The sequence below is a fragment of the Paenisporosarcina sp. TG-14 genome (genome assembly GCF_000297555.1).
GTDB classification, from domain to species: domain Bacteria; phylum Bacillota; class Bacilli; order Bacillales_A; family Planococcaceae; genus Paenisporosarcina; species Paenisporosarcina antarctica.
Map to the genome: position 1 here is coordinate 1 of NZ_AMGD01000084.1, position 19,372 is coordinate 19,372.

Annotated in this window: 17 protein-coding genes, 1 tRNA gene, 1 other RNA gene and 1 other annotated feature; of the genes, 16 read left to right on the forward strand and 3 right to left on the reverse strand. The window is 38.0% G+C overall.

Annotation, left to right across the window (positions count from 1 at the left end):
- The first annotated feature begins 1,082 nt into the window (after positions 1 to 1,082).
- The 3 genes from C406_RS0117690 to C406_RS0117700 all read left to right on the forward strand — a co-directional run bounded on the left by C406_RS0117690 (position 1,083) and on the right by C406_RS0117700 (position 4,629).
- A complete protein-coding gene (locus C406_RS0117690; RefSeq protein ID WP_017381993.1) occupies positions 1,083 to 1,559 on the forward strand; it encodes a glutathione peroxidase in 477 nt (158 codons plus the stop codon).
- A 105-nt stretch (positions 1,560 to 1,664) separates the two neighbouring features.
- The gene (gene guaB, locus C406_RS0117695) at positions 1,665 to 3,128 is read left to right on the forward strand and encodes an IMP dehydrogenase (RefSeq protein ID WP_017381994.1); all 1,464 of its coding nucleotides are present in this window, start codon (positions 1,665 to 1,667) and stop codon (positions 3,126 to 3,128) included.
- Between the two features lie 142 nt (positions 3,129 to 3,270).
- On the forward strand, positions 3,271 to 4,629 hold the full coding sequence (locus C406_RS0117700; RefSeq protein WP_017381995.1) for a D-alanyl-D-alanine carboxypeptidase family protein: 1,359 nt from the start codon (positions 3,271 to 3,273) through the stop codon (positions 4,627 to 4,629).
- Positions 4,630 to 4,821: 192 nt separating this feature from the next.
- Here the strand turns inward: C406_RS0117700 and pdxR are convergent, their stop codons facing one another.
- Entirely contained in the window at positions 4,822 to 6,234 is a 1,413-nt protein-coding gene (gene pdxR / locus C406_RS0117705; RefSeq protein WP_017381996.1) for a MocR-like pyridoxine biosynthesis transcription factor PdxR, read from the reverse strand.
- Positions 6,235 to 6,338: 104 nt separating this feature from the next.
- Here pdxR and pdxS point away from each other — a divergent pair, with 104 nt between their 5' ends.
- The 4 genes from pdxS to serS all read left to right on the forward strand — a co-directional run bounded on the left by pdxS (position 6,339) and on the right by serS (position 11,530).
- Positions 6,339 to 7,229 (forward strand): pyridoxal 5'-phosphate synthase lyase subunit PdxS, encoded by an 891-nt coding sequence (pdxS, locus tag C406_RS0117710; RefSeq protein WP_017381997.1) that lies wholly within the window; start codon positions 6,339 to 6,341, stop codon positions 7,227 to 7,229.
- Position 7,230: 1 nt separating this feature from the next.
- Positions 7,231 to 7,818 carry a pyridoxal 5'-phosphate synthase glutaminase subunit PdxT gene (gene pdxT, locus C406_RS0117715; protein WP_017381998.1) on the forward strand — a complete coding sequence of 196 codons (588 nt, stop codon included), beginning with the start codon at positions 7,231 to 7,233 and terminating at the stop codon, positions 7,816 to 7,818.
- A gap of 345 nt (positions 7,819 to 8,163) precedes the next feature.
- Positions 8,164 to 9,816 carry a M4 family metallopeptidase gene (locus tag C406_RS0117720; RefSeq protein WP_017381999.1) on the forward strand — a complete coding sequence of 551 codons (1,653 nt, stop codon included), beginning with the start codon at positions 8,164 to 8,166 and terminating at the stop codon, positions 9,814 to 9,816.
- A 142-nt stretch (positions 9,817 to 9,958) separates the two neighbouring features.
- Positions 9,959 to 10,173: a binding site (T-box leader), on the forward strand.
- 79 nt (positions 10,174 to 10,252) lie between these two features.
- Positions 10,253 to 11,530: a serine--tRNA ligase gene (gene serS / locus C406_RS0117725; RefSeq protein WP_017382000.1), complete on the forward strand. Its 1,278-nt coding sequence runs from the start codon at positions 10,253 to 10,255 to the stop codon at positions 11,528 to 11,530.
- Positions 11,531 to 11,549: 19 nt separating this feature from the next.
- Here the strand turns inward: serS and tadA are convergent, their stop codons facing one another.
- The gene (gene tadA, locus C406_RS0117730; protein WP_017382001.1) at positions 11,550 to 12,041 is read right to left on the reverse strand and encodes a tRNA adenosine(34) deaminase TadA; all 492 of its coding nucleotides are present in this window, start codon (positions 12,039 to 12,041) and stop codon (positions 11,550 to 11,552) included.
- Between the two features lie 85 nt (positions 12,042 to 12,126).
- Between tadA and C406_RS0117735 the strand changes: the two genes are divergently transcribed.
- From C406_RS0117735 to C406_RS0117745, 3 genes are all read left to right on the forward strand, one after another.
- The gene (locus tag C406_RS0117735) at positions 12,127 to 13,263 is read left to right on the forward strand and encodes a glycosyl hydrolase family 18 protein (RefSeq protein WP_017382002.1); all 1,137 of its coding nucleotides are present in this window, start codon (positions 12,127 to 12,129) and stop codon (positions 13,261 to 13,263) included.
- 110 nt (positions 13,264 to 13,373) lie between these two features.
- Positions 13,374 to 14,012 (forward strand): deoxynucleoside kinase, encoded by a 639-nt coding sequence (locus C406_RS0117740; protein ID WP_017382003.1) that lies wholly within the window; start codon positions 13,374 to 13,376, stop codon positions 14,010 to 14,012.
- Positions 14,009 to 14,677 carry a deoxynucleoside kinase gene (locus C406_RS0117745; RefSeq protein ID WP_017382004.1) on the forward strand — a complete coding sequence of 223 codons (669 nt, stop codon included), beginning with the start codon at positions 14,009 to 14,011 and terminating at the stop codon, positions 14,675 to 14,677. The genes C406_RS0117740 and C406_RS0117745 overlap by 4 nt, the downstream gene beginning before the upstream one ends.
- A gap of 348 nt (positions 14,678 to 15,025) precedes the next feature.
- On the opposite strand, the gene C406_RS0117750 is transcribed toward C406_RS0117745, so the two are convergent.
- Positions 15,026 to 15,118 (reverse strand) — tRNA-Ser (locus C406_RS0117750).
- Between the two features lie 304 nt (positions 15,119 to 15,422).
- Between C406_RS0117750 and ffs the strand changes: the two genes are divergently transcribed.
- The 6 genes from ffs (at position 15,423) to C406_RS0117775 (ending at position 19,110) form a co-directional block, all read left to right on the forward strand.
- Positions 15,423 to 15,689, forward strand: an RNA gene (gene ffs / locus C406_RS20360) — signal recognition particle sRNA large type.
- 152 nt (positions 15,690 to 15,841) lie between these two features.
- The gene (gene dnaX, locus C406_RS0117755) at positions 15,842 to 17,608 is read left to right on the forward strand and encodes a DNA polymerase III subunit gamma/tau (RefSeq protein ID WP_017382005.1); all 1,767 of its coding nucleotides are present in this window, start codon (positions 15,842 to 15,844) and stop codon (positions 17,606 to 17,608) included.
- A gap of 14 nt (positions 17,609 to 17,622) precedes the next feature.
- Complete coding sequence (locus C406_RS0117760; protein ID WP_017382006.1) at positions 17,623 to 17,943, forward strand: YbaB/EbfC family nucleoid-associated protein; 321 nt, start codon at positions 17,623 to 17,625, stop codon at positions 17,941 to 17,943.
- Between the two features lie 11 nt (positions 17,944 to 17,954).
- Entirely contained in the window at positions 17,955 to 18,551 is a 597-nt protein-coding gene (gene recR, locus C406_RS0117765; protein WP_017382007.1) for a recombination mediator RecR, read from the forward strand.
- Positions 18,552 to 18,570: 19 nt separating this feature from the next.
- A complete protein-coding gene (locus C406_RS0117770; protein ID WP_017382008.1) occupies positions 18,571 to 18,783 on the forward strand; it encodes a YaaL family protein in 213 nt (70 codons plus the stop codon).
- A 66-nt stretch (positions 18,784 to 18,849) separates the two neighbouring features.
- Positions 18,850 to 19,110, forward strand: a complete 261-nt coding sequence (locus C406_RS0117775) for a pro-sigmaK processing inhibitor BofA family protein (RefSeq protein ID WP_017382009.1) — start codon at positions 18,850 to 18,852, stop codon at positions 19,108 to 19,110.
- The last annotated feature ends 262 nt before the right edge of the window (positions 19,111 to 19,372 follow it).

Genomic DNA, 19,372 nt, shown 5'->3' on the forward strand with positions numbered 1-19,372 from the left:
ATGGGTTAAACAAAGAGTTCAGGAAAATATAGAAAGAGAGAGCCTATAGCTTACGTTGTGACGAAAATAAAATTCATCAGATGTATTTAACAGTTGTCTCAACTAACAAGTCACCTTGCCTATGAACCAACACTTTCTGATATTTTCGTTCCCTAATAAGCAGCGTAGCGAAACTCATGCCAATTATTCCTCTTCGATTGGCCACTCGAGAAGGTACTATATGGATAAAATTGGGCGAAACGGAATAAAACCTCGTTCTAGCCAAATAAACTCCTATCCAAGCCGATTAAATCTTTTTCAAACTAAAAAACAGAAAAACCGGTACCTGTAAAAAAAGGTATCGGGTTTTTTGTGGTTTTATTCAAGTATTAATAGAAGTTGTGCAAAAAAGGATCACAAAGTTGACTAGGCTATGAGAAGTGTTTGATTGGTAAAATATTCAGTTTGATCATCTCTAGTTTGACTGATAAAGCCCCAGTTTGAACCAATAAACACCTTAATTTACCGACAAACATTTTATAATCGAAAAGACTCTTCTTTTCTTTCTAACAGAAGCGTAGCGAAAACAAAACAATCATATGCTTTCTAAATCTAGCTGTAAAACTAACTTGAAGCCATTTCGCATATGCTAATGTCTGTCACTATACTATGGGTGAAGAATAAATTTTAATTTATAAGGATGTACTTTACGAAGTTAACTATAAACCAATGATTTTAACGATAAAACCAAATTTGATTGAAGTTAACTTATTCTCTCTATGATTTTCTCATTAACCGTCAGCTAAAGCCAGAGCCTAACTATAATTGGAATAAGACCTTTAATAGAGTATTCCGCTAAGCTCCCCATGCCTTATTTTCTGTGTGTTTTGTTTTTTAACCATCTGTATGTAAGGAAAATCCTTAAAAAGTCACTCACTCCACTATTTAATAAGAGAGATAATTTAACCGCTGCATTATAAAAACACTCTAATAATCATTATCCAATAGTTTTTTAGCATATTCAAAAATCCTATTACTTGAACAATTAGATAAAACTCGCTATGTTAATAACATAGATTGTAATTTGAAAGGGTGTATTCTTAATGACAAATATATATGATTTCAATGCTGTAAAAGCGAATGGTGAAGAAGTTTCTTTAAGTTCATATAAAGGAAAATCAATAATTATAGTGAATACTGCTAGTAAATGTGGATTTACTTCACAGTTTAAAGAGTTACAAGAATTGTATGAAGAATATAAGGATCAAGGTCTTGAGATTTTAGGATTCCCATGTGGTCAGTTTAGTAATCAAGAATTTGATGATTTAAGTGAAACAATGGAATTTTGTCAATTGAATTACGGCGTGTCTTTTCCAATGTTTCAAAAGATAGATGTAAAAGGGGATAATGCACATCCTTTGTTTCAATTTTTAGTTTCGGAAAAGAAAGGTCTTCTAACAGAGGGTATTAAATGGAACTTTACGAAGTTTTTAGTTGATCCTGATGGGCATGTGGTAAAACGATATGCACCGAAGTCTTCTCCTAAAAAAATTGAAGATGATTTATTGCACTATATTTAAAGAAAAATTCGAATAGTCTTACTTATTGCATGTTCCTTGACAGTCCCTGAAGGCGCTGATAACCTTATCAATAATATTCAAGAGGACATAGGGGGATAAGAGATTATGTGGGAATCTAAATTTGTTAAGCAAGGCTTAACTTTCGATGATGTATTACTAGTACCAGCAAAGTCAGAAGTATTGCCAAAAGATGTGAGTTTATCTGTTCAGTTGACTTCAAAAATTCAGTTAAATATTCCGGTAATTAGTGCGGGAATGGATACCGTAACAGAAGCTGCAATGGCGATTTCAATGGCTCGTCAAGGCGGTCTTGGTGTGATTCATAAAAATATGAGCATTGAAGAACAAGCAGAGCAAGTTGTTACTGTTAAGCGCTCTGAAAATGGTGTAATTACAGATCCATTTTACCTGACTCCTACCCATCAAGTATATGATGCAGAACATTTAATGGGGAAATATCGTATTTCAGGGGTACCAATCGTTAATAATAATGAAGAGTTAAAGTTGGTTGGGATTATTACAAACCGCGACCTTCGTTTTATTCAAGATTATTCATTATTAATTGATGATGTCATGACGAAAGAAAAATTAGTTACGGCTTCAGTTGGGACAACACTTGAAGATGCTGAAAAGATTTTACAACAATATAAAATCGAAAAACTTCCGATAGTTGATGAATCCGGTGTGTTAAAAGGCTTAATTACCATTAAAGATATTGAAAAAGTGATTGAGTTCCCTAACGCTGCGAAAGATCACCATGGTCGTTTGTTAGTGGGTGCTGCAGTTGGTGTCACTTCTGATACTATGAAACGTGTCGAGCGCCTTGTAAAAGCGCAAGTTGACGTAGTTGTTATTGACACAGCTCATGGTCATTCACAAGGAGTAATTGATACAGTAGGAGCTATTCGCAATGCTTATCCAGAGTTGGACATCATCGCCGGAAACGTTGCCACTGCTGAAGCGACATCTGCATTATTTGAGGCAGGAGCTGATGTAGTGAAAGTAGGTATTGGTCCAGGATCAATTTGTACAACACGAATAATAGCTGGTGTTGGAGTTCCACAGATTACAGCTGTTTTTGATTGTGCAACTGAAGCGCGTAAACATGGTAAAACGATTATCGCAGATGGCGGGATTAAGTACTCTGGCGATATTGTAAAAGCTTTAGCGGCAGGTGGACATGTTGTCATGCTTGGAAGTTTGCTAGCAGGTACTTCAGAAAGTCCTGGAGACACCGAAATCTTCCAAGGTCGTCGTTTTAAAGTGTACCGTGGTATGGGATCAATCAGTGCGATGGAAAAAGGTTCGAAAGATCGTTACTTCCAAGATGATGCTAAAAAATTAGTACCTGAAGGTATTGAAGGCCGTCTTCCTTACAAAGGACCGCTTTCAGATACAATTCACCAACTTTTGGGTGGTGTCCGTGCAGGTATGGGTTATTGTGGAACGAAAGATTTACATGATCTTCGTGAAAATTCACAATTCATTCGTATGACGGGTGCAGGCCTTCGTGAGAGTCATCCGCATGATGTTCAAATTACAAAAGAATCTCCAAACTACTCTATTTAACAAAAACCGAAACTATTGCACCTATTCGTTGCCTTTTACTTAGGCAGAATGGGTGCTTTTTTTTTAGAGAGTCCCGAATATCATTTTTTTATGATAAAATAAACAAGGGTAAATTAAAAAGAGAATGGCGGAGGTTCTAGAAGTGAAAAGTGTATGGAACAAGGCGTTAGTACGCTGGTTACTCCTTCCAATTTTGATGGTAAGCATGGTTGTAACACAACCGGTTTCCACAGATGCTGAAGAGAGTCTAAAGTTATTAGTTGATAGTGCGATATTAATAGACGCGGACACAGGGAAGATTTTATATGAACAAAATGCAGATACAGCTGTAGGAATAGCAAGTATGACAAAAATGATGACAGAATACTTGTTATTTGAAGCGATTGAAGATGGAACAGTTAAATGGGATCAACAATACTCGATGACAGAATCTACATATAAAATCTCACAAGATCGTCGTTTAAGTAACGTACCACTTCGTCGAGATGGTTCGTATTCCATAGAGGAATTGTATGAAGCAATGGCGATTTACTCGGCAAATGCTGCAACAATGGCAATTGCTGAAACGATTGCAGGTACAGAAACTGAATTTGTAAATATGATGAATAAAAAAGCACAAGAATTAGGGTTAGTAGACTATAAATTCGTCAATTCAACTGGTTTGAATAACTCTGATCTACAAGGCATGCATCCTCAAGGTACAGATGCAAATGATGAAAATACCATGCCGGCTAAGTCAGTAGCAAAATTAGCATTCCACTTGTTGAAGGATTACCCAGAAGTATTGAAAACGACAAGTATTCCATCGAAAGTTTTTCGTGAAGGCACACCTGATGCTATTAAAATGGACAACTGGAACTTTATGCTCCCTGAACTTGTTTATGCATATAAGGGTGCTAAAGTAGATGGTTTAAAAACGGGGACTACAGATTTCGCAGGCCACAGTTTCACTGGAACTGCTGAGAAAGATGGATTGCGTGTCATTACGGTTGTAACAAAAGCGGTTGACTCTAATGGTAAAGGCTCTTATAAAGCAAGATTTGATGCAACTAGTGCGTTATTTAACTATGGTTTTGCGCAATTTTCAAAAGTAGAAATTGCACCTGCAGGATATGAATTTAAAAATCAAAAAAGTGTTTCTGTAAGTAAAGGGAAAGAAAGTCAAGTCGGTATTGCTGTAAAAGAACCGATTGAAATGGTAATTAAACCAAAAGAAAAAGAGTTGTATACACCAAAATTGGTGCTTGATGAGAAGAAAGTCAAAGAAGGTTCTATAGAAGCAGTGATTAAGAAGGATGAAGTAATTGGTCATGTGGAACTTGTAAAGTCTGAAGGAACAGACTATGGGTATATCACAGGCGAAGTAAAATCAACAGATGTCGTAACAACTGAAACTGTCGAACGTGCAAACTGGTTTTCCTTAGGTTTACGAGCAGTTGGAGATTTCTTTGGGAAACTTTGGAATGGTACAACGGACTTTGTCGGTGGCTTATTTAATTAACTAATAAAACCGTGATTTCTTCAATTGAAGAAATCACGGTTTTTTGATATAAAAAAAGTATAATTTTTTCGAGCTACACCCTTAAAATTGGAGCAGCTGCTAGCGCATGGCTATACCTTTATGAAGGTGGAAGGAAATGCGAATTTCTCGAGGTTTCTACCTTCCCACAAATGTGTGGAGCTAGAGGGAACTTTACGCTTTTCGGATGTTCCAGGCATTCATTAGGGCTTCCACAGCGGGTTCAATCTCCTCTTCTAGAAAACCACCAAATCCAATTAACACTTGAGGTTTACAGGAGATGTTTTCAGTCGTTTGGTGGTATTCAGATAAAGCATATACTCGGATGTCTGCAAGTTTTGCAAGTTTTACTAATTCACGGTCAGTTGATCTAATATCTATCGTTAACACTATGTGCATTCCTGCTTGCTCCCCTGATATAAGAACAGTTGGTTCATAGGCTTCAAAAGCACGCGTTAACTTATCAAGTTTTTTTCGATATAATTTTCGCATACGATTTAAATGTTTAGAAAAGTGACCATCTTGCATAAACTGTGCAAGTACATGTTGATCGAGCCTCGGTACTGTTGAAGAGTAGTAAGGGAATGTGTGCCTGTACGCTTGTAATAAGTGCATGGGTAACACAAAGTAAGCGATACGCAAGGAAGGCATTAATGATTTAGAAAATGTACTAATATATATGACACGCTCATGTTTATCCATTCCTTGGAGAGAAGGAATCGGTTTACCAACATAGCGAAACTCACTGTCATAGTCATCTTCAATAATGTATCGTCCTTCTTTGCTGGATGCCCAGTTCAGTAGTTGAGCACGTCTAGAAGCAGATAAAATCGCACCTGTAGGGAACTGGTGAGAAGGAGTAACATAGGCAACGGTTGCATCTTGATTTTCTAGTTCTGCTACTTTCATCCCATCTGAATCAACAGAGACAGCTAAGGTTTCACGGTCATAATTATCAAATATATAATGTGTAATGGGGTAGCCAGGGTTTTCAATAGCGTAAATTGCGTCTTTATCTAGAAGGCGTATAAGTAGAGGCATTAACTGCTCGGTCCCTGAACCGATTACCACTTGTTGTGGAGTACAACGAACACCGCGTGACGAGTATATATAACTTGCAATTTCTTGTCTTAACTCTACGTCTCCTTGAGGGTGACCAAGCAACAATAAATCTCGTGACGTTTCATCAAGTACATCTTTTGCGTACTTTCGCCATTGGTTAAATGGGAAGGCGGCAGTATCAATTCGACCAGAGTTAAAATCAATGCTGTAGTTGCGTTTTACGGATTCAGTTTGTACTAGTTCTTCTCGTATCTCTTCCACATAAGCAAGTTCTTCTACTTGTTCAACAAAGTAACCACTTCTAGCAACTGCTGTAATAAAGCCTTCGGAAACTAGCTGACCGTAAGCTAGTTCAATCGTTGTTTGACTAATGGCTAGAAATTCAGCTAGCTTCCGTTTAGATGGTAACTTAGTTCCAACTGCTAAGTCACCACGAATAATCCGTCCCTTAATATCGCGATAAAGTTGTTCATAAAGAGGCGTTGAAGACGATTTATCGATTTGAATTAACAACCACATACCCATTAAAAACCCCTAACTGACCTTTTTAAAAAGTGCGAAACTGACACTTTCAATATGGTCATAATTCATTATACTAATAATCATAGATGAAATGGAGGCTACATACAATGAATGAATATTTAACAGGTACAGATCGTGTGAAACGTGGAATGGCAGAAATGCAAAAAGGTGGCGTCATTATGGACGTTATCAATGCAGAACAAGCTCGTATTGCTGAAGCAGCAGGAGCAGTAGCAGTAATGGCTTTAGAACGTGTACCATCTGATATTCGTGCAGCTGGTGGAGTAGCACGTATGGCAGACCCACGTATTACGGAAGAAGTTATGAAGGCAGTAACGATTCCAGTTATGGCTAAAGCACGTATTGGTCATATTTCTGAAGCTCGAATGTTAGAAGCAATGGGTGTTGACTATATTGATGAATCTGAAGTGTTAACTCCGGCAGATGAAGAGTTCCACTTGATTAAAAGTAACTTCACGGTTCCTTTTGTATGTGGGAATAAAGATTTAGGTGAAGCAGCTCGTAGAATTGGTGAGGGTGCTTCCATGCTTCGTACGAAAGGTGAACCCGGAACAGGTAACATCGTAGAAGCCGTGCGTCACTTACGTAAATTACATGCTCAAGTTCGTAAAATTATTCATATGAATGAAGATGAATTAATGACAGAAGCGAAAATTCTAGGTGCACCTTACCATGTGTTACTTGAAATTAAACACTTAGGAAGACTTCCAGTTGTAAACTTTGCTGCAGGTGGAGTAGCAACTCCAGCAGATGCAGCATTAATGATGGAACTTGGAGCAGACGGTGTATTCGTTGGATCTGGTATCTTTAAATCAGACAATCCAGAAAGATTTGCGCGTGCGATTGTTGAAGCGACAACTCACTACCAAGATTACAAATTACTTGTTGAAATTTCAAAAGATCTTGGAGTTCCAATGAAGGGTATAGAAATCTCTCGTTTAGAAGCGAAAGATCGCATGCAGGATCGAGTTTTATAAGATGGTGAAAATTGGCGTCTTAGCCTTACAAGGAGCTGTTCGGGAACACATCAATTCAATTGAAGCGAGTGGAGCCCAAGCAGTAGTAGTGAAACGTACGGAGGATTTGGCCGAGATTGATGGCCTTATTTTACCTGGCGGTGAAAGTACGACAATGCGTCGACTTTTAGATTTATATGGCATGATGGAACCTTTACGAGCATTTGCAAAAGCGGGAAATCCTATGTTTGGAACTTGTGCAGGACTTATCTTGCTTGCTGATTCGCTTGTTGGGTATGATCAACCTCATATTGGCGTGATGAATGTGACCGTTGAACGAAACTCATTTGGTCGTCAAGTTGATAGTTTTGAAGCTCCTCTTTCGATTAAGGGAATAGCAGATGATTTTCCAGCCGTTTTTATACGGGCTCCTCATATCACGGAGGTTGGACCAAAAATAGATGTGCTGTGTGAACATAACGGTCGAATCGTGATGGCACAACAAGGCCAATTCCTTGGGTGTTCGTTTCATCCGGAGTTAACAGATGATCACCGAGTAACGGCTTACTTTGTTCATCTTGTCGAAAACTATATTAAACATAAAGCGTAATTTCAAGCCTGCCATTGTGCAGGCTTTTTTTGTTTTCTTTCTCAATAGTCACTATCAATACCTTACTCTAATTCTAGAAACTAGAGAAAATTATCATTATGTATACTAAAAAGATGGAAAACTAATTGGTAGCTGTATCTTATGATACGAAAAGAAGTGATTAAGTAATGCTAAAGACTAATTTTTATAAAGCATTATTTTTAAAAACACAGGAAAATAAACCCACTATTATACAAATAAAAACAGTTATAGTTACCTATTTATTCCTATTATTTTAAAAGGTACAATCTTAATTAAGTTATTAAGTTTGTAATATTCAGAAAATAATGAATGGAGTGAAGTTGAGTGAAGCAGAAAAAATTAGTGAGTCTGAGTTTAGCTGCAACAATTGCTTTATCTTTAGCCGTTGCACCAGTTTACGCAGAACCAGGAAATGCTATTTCTGAAAAAGTACATGTCAATCAAAAGAGTAAAGCCCCAGATTTTATATCTGGTAAACTAACAACTCCATCGGAAAAATCAGCAAAAGACATTGTATTTAATTATCTATCGCAAAAAAAAGAACTTTATAAATTTAGTAAAGAGCCATTTTCTAGTTTCCGAGTATTAAGTGAAACAAAAGATGAACTTGGCTTTACCAATCTGAAATTACAACAAATCTATAAAGGTGTACCAGTTTTCGGATCTATCGTTTCAGCTCATGTTAATCCAGACGGTGTATTAACAGCTGTTTCAGGAGAAATCGCTCCTGACCTCGATAAAAAACAAGCATTAAAAAGTGGGGCGAAAGTGAAGAGTGAAGAAGCACTTGCTACAGCTGCTAAAGATTTAGAAACTAAATTGGGTCAAATTCCAGAACTTGAACATTCAGCAACTCCTGAATTCGTGATTTATGTAAAAGATGGACAAGCTAAATTTTCTTTTGCAATGGAGTTCGAATTCTTATATCCTGAACCAGGTAATTATCAATATTTTGTCGATGCACAAACAGGTATTGTGCTAGAGTCATATAATCAAATTCATGAAGCAAAACCAACAACAGGACTCTCTGGAACAGATACAGTAGGGACAGGAAAAGGTGTGTTAGGTGATACAAAATCATTCAACACATTAACAAATACTAACGGATCATACCTTTTAGACCGTACTCGTGGAGATGGAATATTTACTTACGACGCAGGAAACCGCACAAGAACACCTGGAACTCTATGGTTGGATGCTGATAATGCGTTAAATGCAGCTTATGATGGTCCAGCTGTTGATGCACATGCATACGCAGCACAAACATTTGATTACTTTAATAACGTTCATAACCGTAATAGTTACGATGGAAATGGAGCAAAATTAGTTTCAACAGTACATTACGGCCGTAGTTATAACAACGCGTTTTGGAGTGGTTCTCAAATGGTTTATGGTGACGGAGACGGATCTACATTCATCCCATTATCAGGAGCACTTGATGTTATTGCGCACGAGTTGACACATGCGGTTACGGATACGACTGCTGATTTAGTCTATCAAAATGAATCTGGTGCAATCAACGAATCAATGTCTGATATTTTTGGAACATTAACAGAATATCATTTTAATAACAATCCAGATTGGTTAATTGGGGAAGATATCTATACACCTAGCATTTCGGGGGATGCATTGCGTTCAATGGAAGACCCAACATTACAAGGAGATCCTGATCATTATTCTGTCCGCTACACGGGTACAGGCGATTACGGCGGCGTTCATATTAACTCTGGGATCAGTAATAAAGCTGCATTCCTATTATCCAACGGTGGGACTCATTACGGCGTAAGTGTTGCAGGTATTGGAAATGATAAAATGGGTAAAATCTTCTTCCGTACTTTAACGCAATACTTAACACCTAACTCGAATTTCAGTCAGTACCGTGTGGCTTCTGTTCAAGCAGCAACCGACCTTTACGGTGCTAGCAGCAGTGAAGTTTCAAGCGTAAAAGCAGCATTTTCAGCTGTTGGTGTTAATTAATTCCTACAAAAAGTAAAAAATATAGAATATCAGTAAGGGAAGAAATCAGCATGCACCATTAAAGGTGCGTGCTGATCTTTTTAAATATGAATGGTGGCTTGCCAAATTTCACACCGTGTAGTAAAGTATTGTTAATTTCACATATGAAACGATGATGGGAAGTAGTAACAAGCTCTGTTTTTTCTAGAGAGCCAGCGGTTGGTGCAAGCTGGTAAAAACACTTGTGAATCCGTTCTGGAGTTGCGCAACTGAAGATTAGTAAGTTGCAGCCGGTTGAAAAGCCGTTATGAGACAAGTGGATTTGTTCGCATGGACAAATCAATCAGGGTGGCAACGCGGGTAGCTCTCGTCCCTTTCCAAGGGGATTGAGGGCTTTTTTTGTTGTCCAGCTCCACTTTTCTGTCTGGTCCATCATCAAATTAGAGGAGGAAACCACATGTTAGATGTAAAACGTGTTAGAGCCAATTACGAAGAAATCAAAGAGAAACTCGAAAAACGAGGAGAAGATTTAGGGAACTTTGATCAATTTGCTGAGTTTGATTCAAAACGTCGTGAGCTTATAGGTAAAGCTGAAGTATTAAAAGCTGAACGTAATGGAGCTTCTGAGAAAATAGCAGGTATGAAGCGCAATAAAGAAAATGCGGATGATGTTATCCTGCGTATGCGCCAAGTGGGCGATGAAATCAAAGTCCTAGATAATGAACTTCGTGAAGTTGAAGAGAAGTTTGATGACATGATGATGCGTTTGCCAAATATTCCACATGATAGCGTTCCTATTGGGGATTCTGAAGATGACAACGTGGAAGACCGTACATGGGGAGAAATCCGTGAATTTGATTTTGAACCTAAACCACACTGGGATCTTGGAACAGATTTAAATATTATCGATTTTGAACGTGCTGCAAAAACTACAGGTAGCCGATTCGTGTTTTACCGTGGGTTAGGTGCTCGTTTAGAGCGTGCCTTGATGAACTTTATGATTGACCTTCATACAGATGAGCATGGCTACGAAGAAATGTTGCCACCATATTTAGCAAACCGCGCAAGCCTAACAGGTACTGGGCAATTGCCGAAGTTCGAAGAAGATGCATTTTTAATTGAAAAAGAAGATTACTTCTTAATTCCAACATCAGAAGTAACGGTCACAAACTTTTACCGTGATGAAATTTTAAATAAAGACACATTGCCACAAGGATTTGCTGCATACAGTGCATGTTTCCGTTCTGAAGCGGGTTCTGCAGGTCGTGATACACGAGGCTTAATTCGTCAACATCAGTTTAACAAAGTGGAACTTGTTCGTTTTGTAAACCCAGATGACTCTTATAATGAATTGGAGAAATTAACAGGACATGCGGAAAAAGTTCTACAACTATTAGGATTACCATACCGTGTGTTAAAAATGTGTACAGCTGATTTAGGATTTACTGCAGCAAAAAAATATGATATTGAAGTATGGATCCCAGCTCAAGGTGTTTATCGTGAGATTTCTTCTTGCAGCAACTTCGAGGATTTCCAAGCGCGTCGTGCTAACATTCGCTTCCGCCGTGAAGCGAATGCTAAACCTGAATTTGTCCATACATTAAATGGAAGTGGCCTAGCACTTGGTCGAACAGTTGCAGCCATTTTGGAAAATTACCAACAAGAAGACGGTTCTGTCACTATTCCTGAAGTTTTACGTCCATACATGGGCGGTAAAAAAGTCATTTCTAACTAATAAAAAACCAGAAATGAACCTATTCAAGGGTTCGTTTCTGGTTCTTTTTTTGTTCACGTAAACGACGGAAAAAATTAGTGAGAATAGCGCTACACTCTTCACTATGAATCCCTTCAGTTACTGCACATTCATGATTAAATCGAGGGTCATTGAGCAATCGATAGAGTGAATCTACGCAACCGGCTTTGACGTCACGTGCACCATAAACTACACGTGGTATACGGGATTGCAAAATTGCCCCTGCACACATAGGACAAGGTTCAAGTGTGACATAAAGGGTCATGTCTTCTAAACGCCAACTTCCGACCTTTGCACACGCTTGTTGTATCGCCAGTAGCTCTGCATGAGTCGTTGCATTTTGTGTCGTTTCACGCAAATTATGTGCACGTGCAATGATTACATCTTGGTAGACGATGACAGCGCCAATCGGTACTTCACCTAAAGTTGCTGCTTTTTGTGCTTCGACTAATGCTTCTAACATGTAAGTCCGATCTTTTTTAAATACATCCATCACGCATCGCTCCTTGATTTAAGTGTAGCATGTTTTGATTGTAATACGCATAGCATAAATGAGATGTGGAATAAGGAGGTTTCAAATGATTTATGTAGTGGAGCCAGGGGATAGCCTATTTTCAATCGCTACAGAGTACAATACAACGATGGCCATACTAACTCAGGTTAATGAACTAGACAACCCAGACGTTTTAGTTGTTGGTCAAACAATAATAATTCCGGGTATACCTAATCCCAATCGACCAACGATTGATTCAAACGGTTATGTTGAGTTTTACACAGAAGCTCCATCCCAAACGTTGTTAGATGAAGTGAAGAAACGAGGACCGTTACTAACCTATATGATGCCATTTTCATATGATGTAAAGCGTGACGGATCTTTGGTCCCTTTAAACTGGGGAGGTCTAGAGCAGATTGCGATTGATGAGAATATCACCTCGGCAATTGTCGTTTCAAACATTGAAGACGGTGCATTTAGTGATACGCTAGCACAAGAAATTTTTGCCAGTCAAGCAGTGCAAGATAAGTTAATTGCGAATATCTTAGCTGAAGCAAAAGCTAAGAATGCCAAAGATATTCATTTTGACTTTGAATATTTACGAAGTGAAGACCGACAAGCATATGTTGATTTTTTAAAAAGTGTTAAAGCAGCTGCGAGTGGATTAACATTATCTGCTGCTCTTGCGCCTAAAACGTCTGCTACCCAAGCGGGAAAATGGTATGAAGGACATGACTACAAACAAATTGCTGAAGTAGTCGACTTTGTCGTGATCATGACATACGAATGGGGGTATAGTGGCGGTCCGCCAATGGCTGTGTCGCCTATAGGACCAGTCAGACAAGTATTGGAATATGCATTAACAGAAATGCCTGCGTCCAAAATATTGATGGGTCAAAATTTGTACGGATATGATTGGACATTACCGTTTAAACCTGGAAATCCTCAAGCGCAAGCGATCAGTTCTCAACGTGCAATTGAACTAGCACGCGAGCGTAACGCTGCAATACTGTATGATAATACTGCGCAAGCTCCTTATTACAATTACTGGCGAGATGGGATAGAGCATGTGGTGTGGTTTGAGGATGCCCGTTCCATGCAAGCAAAATTTGATTTAATCAAGGAATTAAAATTAAGAGGAATTAGCTATTGGCATATGGGCTTTAAATTCCCACAAAATTGGGCCCTTCTAAATGAGACGTTTAAAGTTAATAAAATATAGAGCTAAAACCCTTTTCCTTCTTAGGAAAGAGGTTTAGCTCTTTTTTTCGTTTTGTAGCTATGATAGAATAGGGGGCGCTGAATGATTGAAAACGAGTAGGAGGACTACTGATGCCGATTCCATTTATCACAGTTGAAGGCCCGATTGGTGTTGGTAAGACGTCACTATCAAAGGCTATTGCTGATGCAAATAAATTTCAACTATTAAAAGAAATTGTAGATGAAAATCCATTTTTAAATAAATTTTATGAAAATATTGAAGAGTGGAGCTTTCAAACGGAAATGTTTTTCCTTTGTAATCGATACAAACAATTAAGCGATATTCAAAAGAAGTATATTGCAGAGCGTGAACCTGTTGTAGCTGATTATCATATATTTAAGAACTTAATTTTCGCAAAACGCACGCTTCCTGCTGAAGAATATGTTAAATACGAGTCTATTTACCGTATTTTGACGCAAGATATGCCAAGACCAAATATGGTCATTTACTTGCACGCTAGTTTAGATACATTAATGAAACGGATTGCACAGCGAGGTCGTGAATTCGAAAAAATGATCAGTGCGGATTATATGGAGAAATTATCAGCCGATTATCATGCGTTCATTCAACATTTTGAAGACACACATCCGGAAATTCCGGTTCTTCGTTTTAACGGAGATGAAATCGATTTTGTTCAAAATGAATCTGATTTGAAGTTGATATTAGATCAAGTGCAAGATACATTAAAAAAGAGGAGTCTCGATGCATGAACTTACGTGAGAAATACGGCATACCACAAAATGCTGTTATAACAATAGCTGGTACAGTAGGTGTCGGGAAATCTACTATGACAAAAGCACTTGCAGATGCCCTACAATTCCGCACATCTTTCGAAAATGTCGATGCGAACCCATATTTAGAAAGTTTTTATGAAGACTTTGAAAAGTGGAGCTTTCATTTACAGATTTACTTCTTAGCGGAACGCTTTAAAGAACAAAAACGAATTTTTGAATATGGTGGCGGTTTTATTCAAGACCGTTCGATTTATGAAGATACAGGAATATTTGCTAAAATGCATGTGGAAAAAGGTACGATGAATATGACTGATTATGATACGTATACGAGTTTGTTTGATGCGATGGTCATGACTCCGTATTTCCCTCATCCAAATTTACTCATTTATTTAGATGGTTCAATTGAGGATATATTAAGCCGCATTCAAGAACGCGGGCGTCCAATGGAGCAATCAACACCGGTAGAATATTGGCACGAAATGCACGAGCGTTACGAAAATTGGATTAACTCATTTAATGCGTGTCCAGTTCTGCGTTTAAATATTAATGATTACGATTTGATGAAAAGCCCAGATACAGTAGAAACGATCGTAGAACGTATTGGTCATTGTATCCAACAAACTTCATTGTTACGTAAATAATGTAGACAAGCCCTCAGCGAAAAGTTGGGGGCTTTTTAAATTCTAATTGTCTAGATAACACCTTACTTTTTAAGTCTATGAAACAATGGGGGGAGTTTACGTAGATACTAAATTACTACAGGAATTATCAGTAGAGGAAGTCGCCTATGGATGGAAAGATATCCGTGTTTTTTGAATAAATCTTAATTCCTGATTCTCATAAGCCGCATAGCTTTTTAGGGTAACAAAAAAAGGTAACTCAAATGAGTCACCTTCATAATATTCCAATTATTTGTGTTAGAAGAAAATTCGTTACGTTAGTAACGAATAACAATCTCCATATATATGCGCGTTTTTTGTTTTAAAAAATGGAGGAGGTAGAGGGATTCGAACCCCCGCGGGATTTAACTCCCCTGTCGGTTTTCAAGACCGATCCCTTCAGCCGAACTTGGGTATACCTCCATGACAACAAAAAATATTGTACCATGGGAACAATATTAAAGCAACAATAATTGAAATTTTTTCTTTTAAGTTAGATAGGGAAGGTAAGCAATAATAATTTCAGGAACTTGAAAGTAATTCCGCGTTAATAGCTAGTAATAGTAAGATAAACTTCCTATAGTAAAACATTGTCGTAAGTTCGTGCTAAGTAAATCTCTCTGTTATCATTGCTATCCTTCACAATCTGATGATTTTCCGAGAAATCTATTATACTAATTTAAATACCAGTTGATTTTTGAGGAATAACTTAGTATAATGGAAAATGCCGTGCTAGGTGGGGAGTTAGCGGTATCTTGTAACTCGCAATCCGCTCTAGCGAGACTGAACTCCTTCTCTGAGGCTGTTTATATGTAGGGTCTGACTTTTGCACGTAGTGTTGACGTCTGGGTCTTGCGCAATGGGTATCTATGAAACATGTCAGGTCCGGAAGGAAGCAGCATTAAGTGGACTTTCCCATGTGCCGCAAGGGTGCCTAAACAGAGCTAACGACAAAGGTTCCGCCTATGTATGCCAGTCGAAGGAAGGTGCACGGTATACATAGTTCCATTTAGGTGTTTGCTCGCTAACCATGCGAGCGAACACCTTTTTTGTGTTCGAATTCTTTGGCTTGATGGAAGCTAGAGTGACCACCTTATGATATAATAAAAGGACTGTTTAAAATCACATTATAAGGGGAGAAATCAGTTGGCGTATCAAGCTTTTTATCGTGTCTACCGACCGCAATCATTTGCTGAAATGTCCGGTCAAGCACATGTGAAACAAACCCTTCAAAATGCTCTCCTTTATAATAAAACGACGCATGCGTATTTATTCAATGGACCACGAGGGACAGGGAAAACAAGTGCAGCAAAAATTTTCGCAAAAGCATTAAACTGTGAACGCGCACCTGTTTTTGAACCATGTAACGAGTGTGATACTTGTAAGAGCATCACGAATGGATCAAATACAGATGTAATCGAATTTGATGCTGCGTCTAACTCAAGAGTTGAAGAAATTCGAGATATCATTGAAAAAGTTCGTTTTGCTCCTGCAAATTCACGCTTTAAGGTGTATATCATCGATGAAGTGCATATGTTGTCCAATAGTGCTTTTAATGCATTATTGAAAACGTTAGAAGAACCACCAGCTCATGTTGTGTTTATTTTAGCGACAACAGAACCACATAAATTACCCTTGACGATCATTTCTAGATGCCAACGTTTTGACTTTAAGAGAATTACTGCAACGGATATTGTAGACCGAATGAATGTAATATTGACTGATTCAGGAATCCCGTCAAATGATCAAGCCTTAAAAGTCATTGCACAAGCAGCTGCAGGCGGAATGCGTGATGCACTGAGCATGCTCGATCAAGTTGTGTCATTTAGTGGTGACGAAATGACAGTTGAAGACGCACTTCTCGTGACAGGGTCAATTGGTCAAGATATATTCTATCAACTGGCAGAATCATTATTAACAAAAGATGTTGCTAAAGTATTAACACTTTTAGAGGGATTAATGAAAGAAGGTAAAGATGCAGTTCGCTTAACTGAGGATTTAATCACATTCTTCCGTGACTTACTGTTGATGAACACAGCTCCATCCCTAGACGAATTATTAGAACTTGCATCTAATGAAGAGAAATTTAAACAACTTGCAAGTCAGTTCCCGGTTGAAAAACTATATCGATACATTGAAATATTATCTGCTACTCAACAAGAAATGCGTTACTCTAACCATGCAAAAGTTTATTTAGAGACAGCTCTTTTGAAAATGTCACAAGTAAAAGAAGATAACTCTCAACTAGCTATTGATTTAAGCCCGTTTGAAGAGAAAATCGCTCAACTTGAACGAACGGTTGTTGCACTTGAGCAACAAGTTAAACAAGGACTTACGTCAAATGGGACGCAAACCCCACAAGCGAATGAATCTCAAAAACGCCAGAGATTAAGAACGCAAACAGGTTTTAAAGCGCCATCTGGTCGTATTCAAGAAGTATTGAAAACAGCAACAAAGCAAGATATTCAACTAATTAAATCACACTGGTCAACGATTATTACTCAATTGCAAAAATCACACGCCGCCCTTTTGAATGAAGCGGAACCAGTTGCAGCATCTGCGAGTTCATTTGTGTTAAAATTTAAATATGATATTCATTGCCAAATGGCAGCTGATAATCAGACGTTCTCCAGTGCTTTTTCGCAACTGTTAATGAATTTAACAGGGAAGCAGTATGAAATTCTGTTCGTACCAGAAGAAGCATGGATTAAAATCCGCGAAGAGTTTGTTCGTCACAAAGGATTAGAGACTACAGATTCAAATTCAGTGTCAAAAACGAGTGAGTCAGGACAAGAAGAAACAGATGAAGTGTTGAGTTTTTTGCAAGAAGTTCAAGCGGAAACTGAAGATCCTTTGGTTGTAGAAGCAGAAAAGTTATTTGGAAAAGAATTTATAGAAATACATGATGATTAGGGAGGAAGAATAATATGCGTGGAATGGGTAATATGCAAGGTATGATGAAACAAATGCAAAAAATGCAAAAGCAAATGGCTGAGGCTCAAGAAGAATTGGGTACTCAACATTTTGAAGGTTCAGCAGGAGGAGGTATGGTTAAAGTAACTGTATCTGGAAGCAAAGAAGTGGTTAATGTAGCTTTAGATGCAACTGTTGTAGACCCTGAAGATATTGAAATGTTACAAGATTTAATTGTTATCGCTACAAACGAGGCAATGAAAAAAGCAGAAGAAACAGCGAACTCCACGATGGGACAATTCACGAAAGGATTGAACCTCCCTGGCATGTTCTAGGAGGAAACCACATGCACTATCCTGAACCAATATCAAAACTAATTGATAGCTTTATGAAATTGCCGGGTATCGGGCCAAAGACAGCGGCCCGTCTGGCGTTTTTTGTTTTAAGTATGAAGGAAGATACAGTGCTTGATTTCGCGAAAGCGTTAGTAGAAGCTAAGCGGAATTTAAGTTACTGTTCAATATGTGGTCATATCACTGACGTAGATCCATGTCATATTTGCCAAGACAAACAACGTGATGACACCATAATTTGTGTTGTTCAAACTCCAAAAGATGTCATTGCCCTAGAAAAAATGCGAGATTATCACGGGCTTTATCATGTTCTACACGGTGCGATATCGCCAATGGATGGAATTGGACCTGAAGATATTAATGTATCTCCTCTATTAAAGAGATTACAGAATGAGCGTGTACAAGAGTTGATCTTAGCAACAAACCCTACGATTGAGGGAGAAGCAACAGCGATGTATATTTCGAGGTTAGTTAAACCATCCGGAATTCGCACTACGCGAATTGCACATGGGCTTCCAGTGGGTGGAGATTTAGAATATGCAGATGAAGTGACTTTGTCAAAAGCGTTAGAAGGCCGACGTGAGTTATAAAGAGGAGGCCTAGCTACAAGTGTTTTTTAAAAAAGTAAAGCTTAAAAAAGAATTTGATGCAAAGCTTCTTTCACTAATGAAAGAAACGAAAGTAGAATGGCAACAAGCTCAAATGATTGAACAACAGGTAGATGACTACGATTTGTCGATTATTGTTCAACGTAAAATTGCTGAAAGTAAACACTTCTTTCTATATAAAGAAGCAAGAATACGAAAAATCCTCTTAAAATGAGGTATATGTTATACCAATCGCTTCATATAGTTAGAGATAACTTATATGTGAGGTGGGAGAAGCTACATGAAACTGATTCTTTATTTGATTGGTATAACATTACTTCTATTTTTGTTTTTAAATAAAGCATCTAAAGGACGAGTAGTAGAAGTGTTCTCTATTCTGTGGTTTAGAATTGCTTTTGCTTTTGTTATTTTATTTGGAATTAATCTAATCGCTAGTCAATTCGGGTTTTTTATTCCAATTAATATTGTCTCAGGGTTACTGATTGCTTTCTTAGGTGTTCCTGGAATTGCTAGTGTAATTACTATCTCAATGTTTTTATAACCGGTTTGAATTGAGGCATTGACTTTGCAAGAAACATAGTGTAATATAATGAATGTCGCTAAGGTGCGACGCACAAAAATGTTGAACACGAAAAATTAAGTGTTGACTTTATGTGAGTCATAATGTAATATAGTAAGAGTCGCTAAGATGCGATGCACAAAATGAACCTTGAAAACTGAACAGCAAAACGTCAACTAAAATAGCGGAAAGCACTTCGGTGCTGGAAGCAAAACGTTTTCTTACGCCGACACCTGTTGGTATC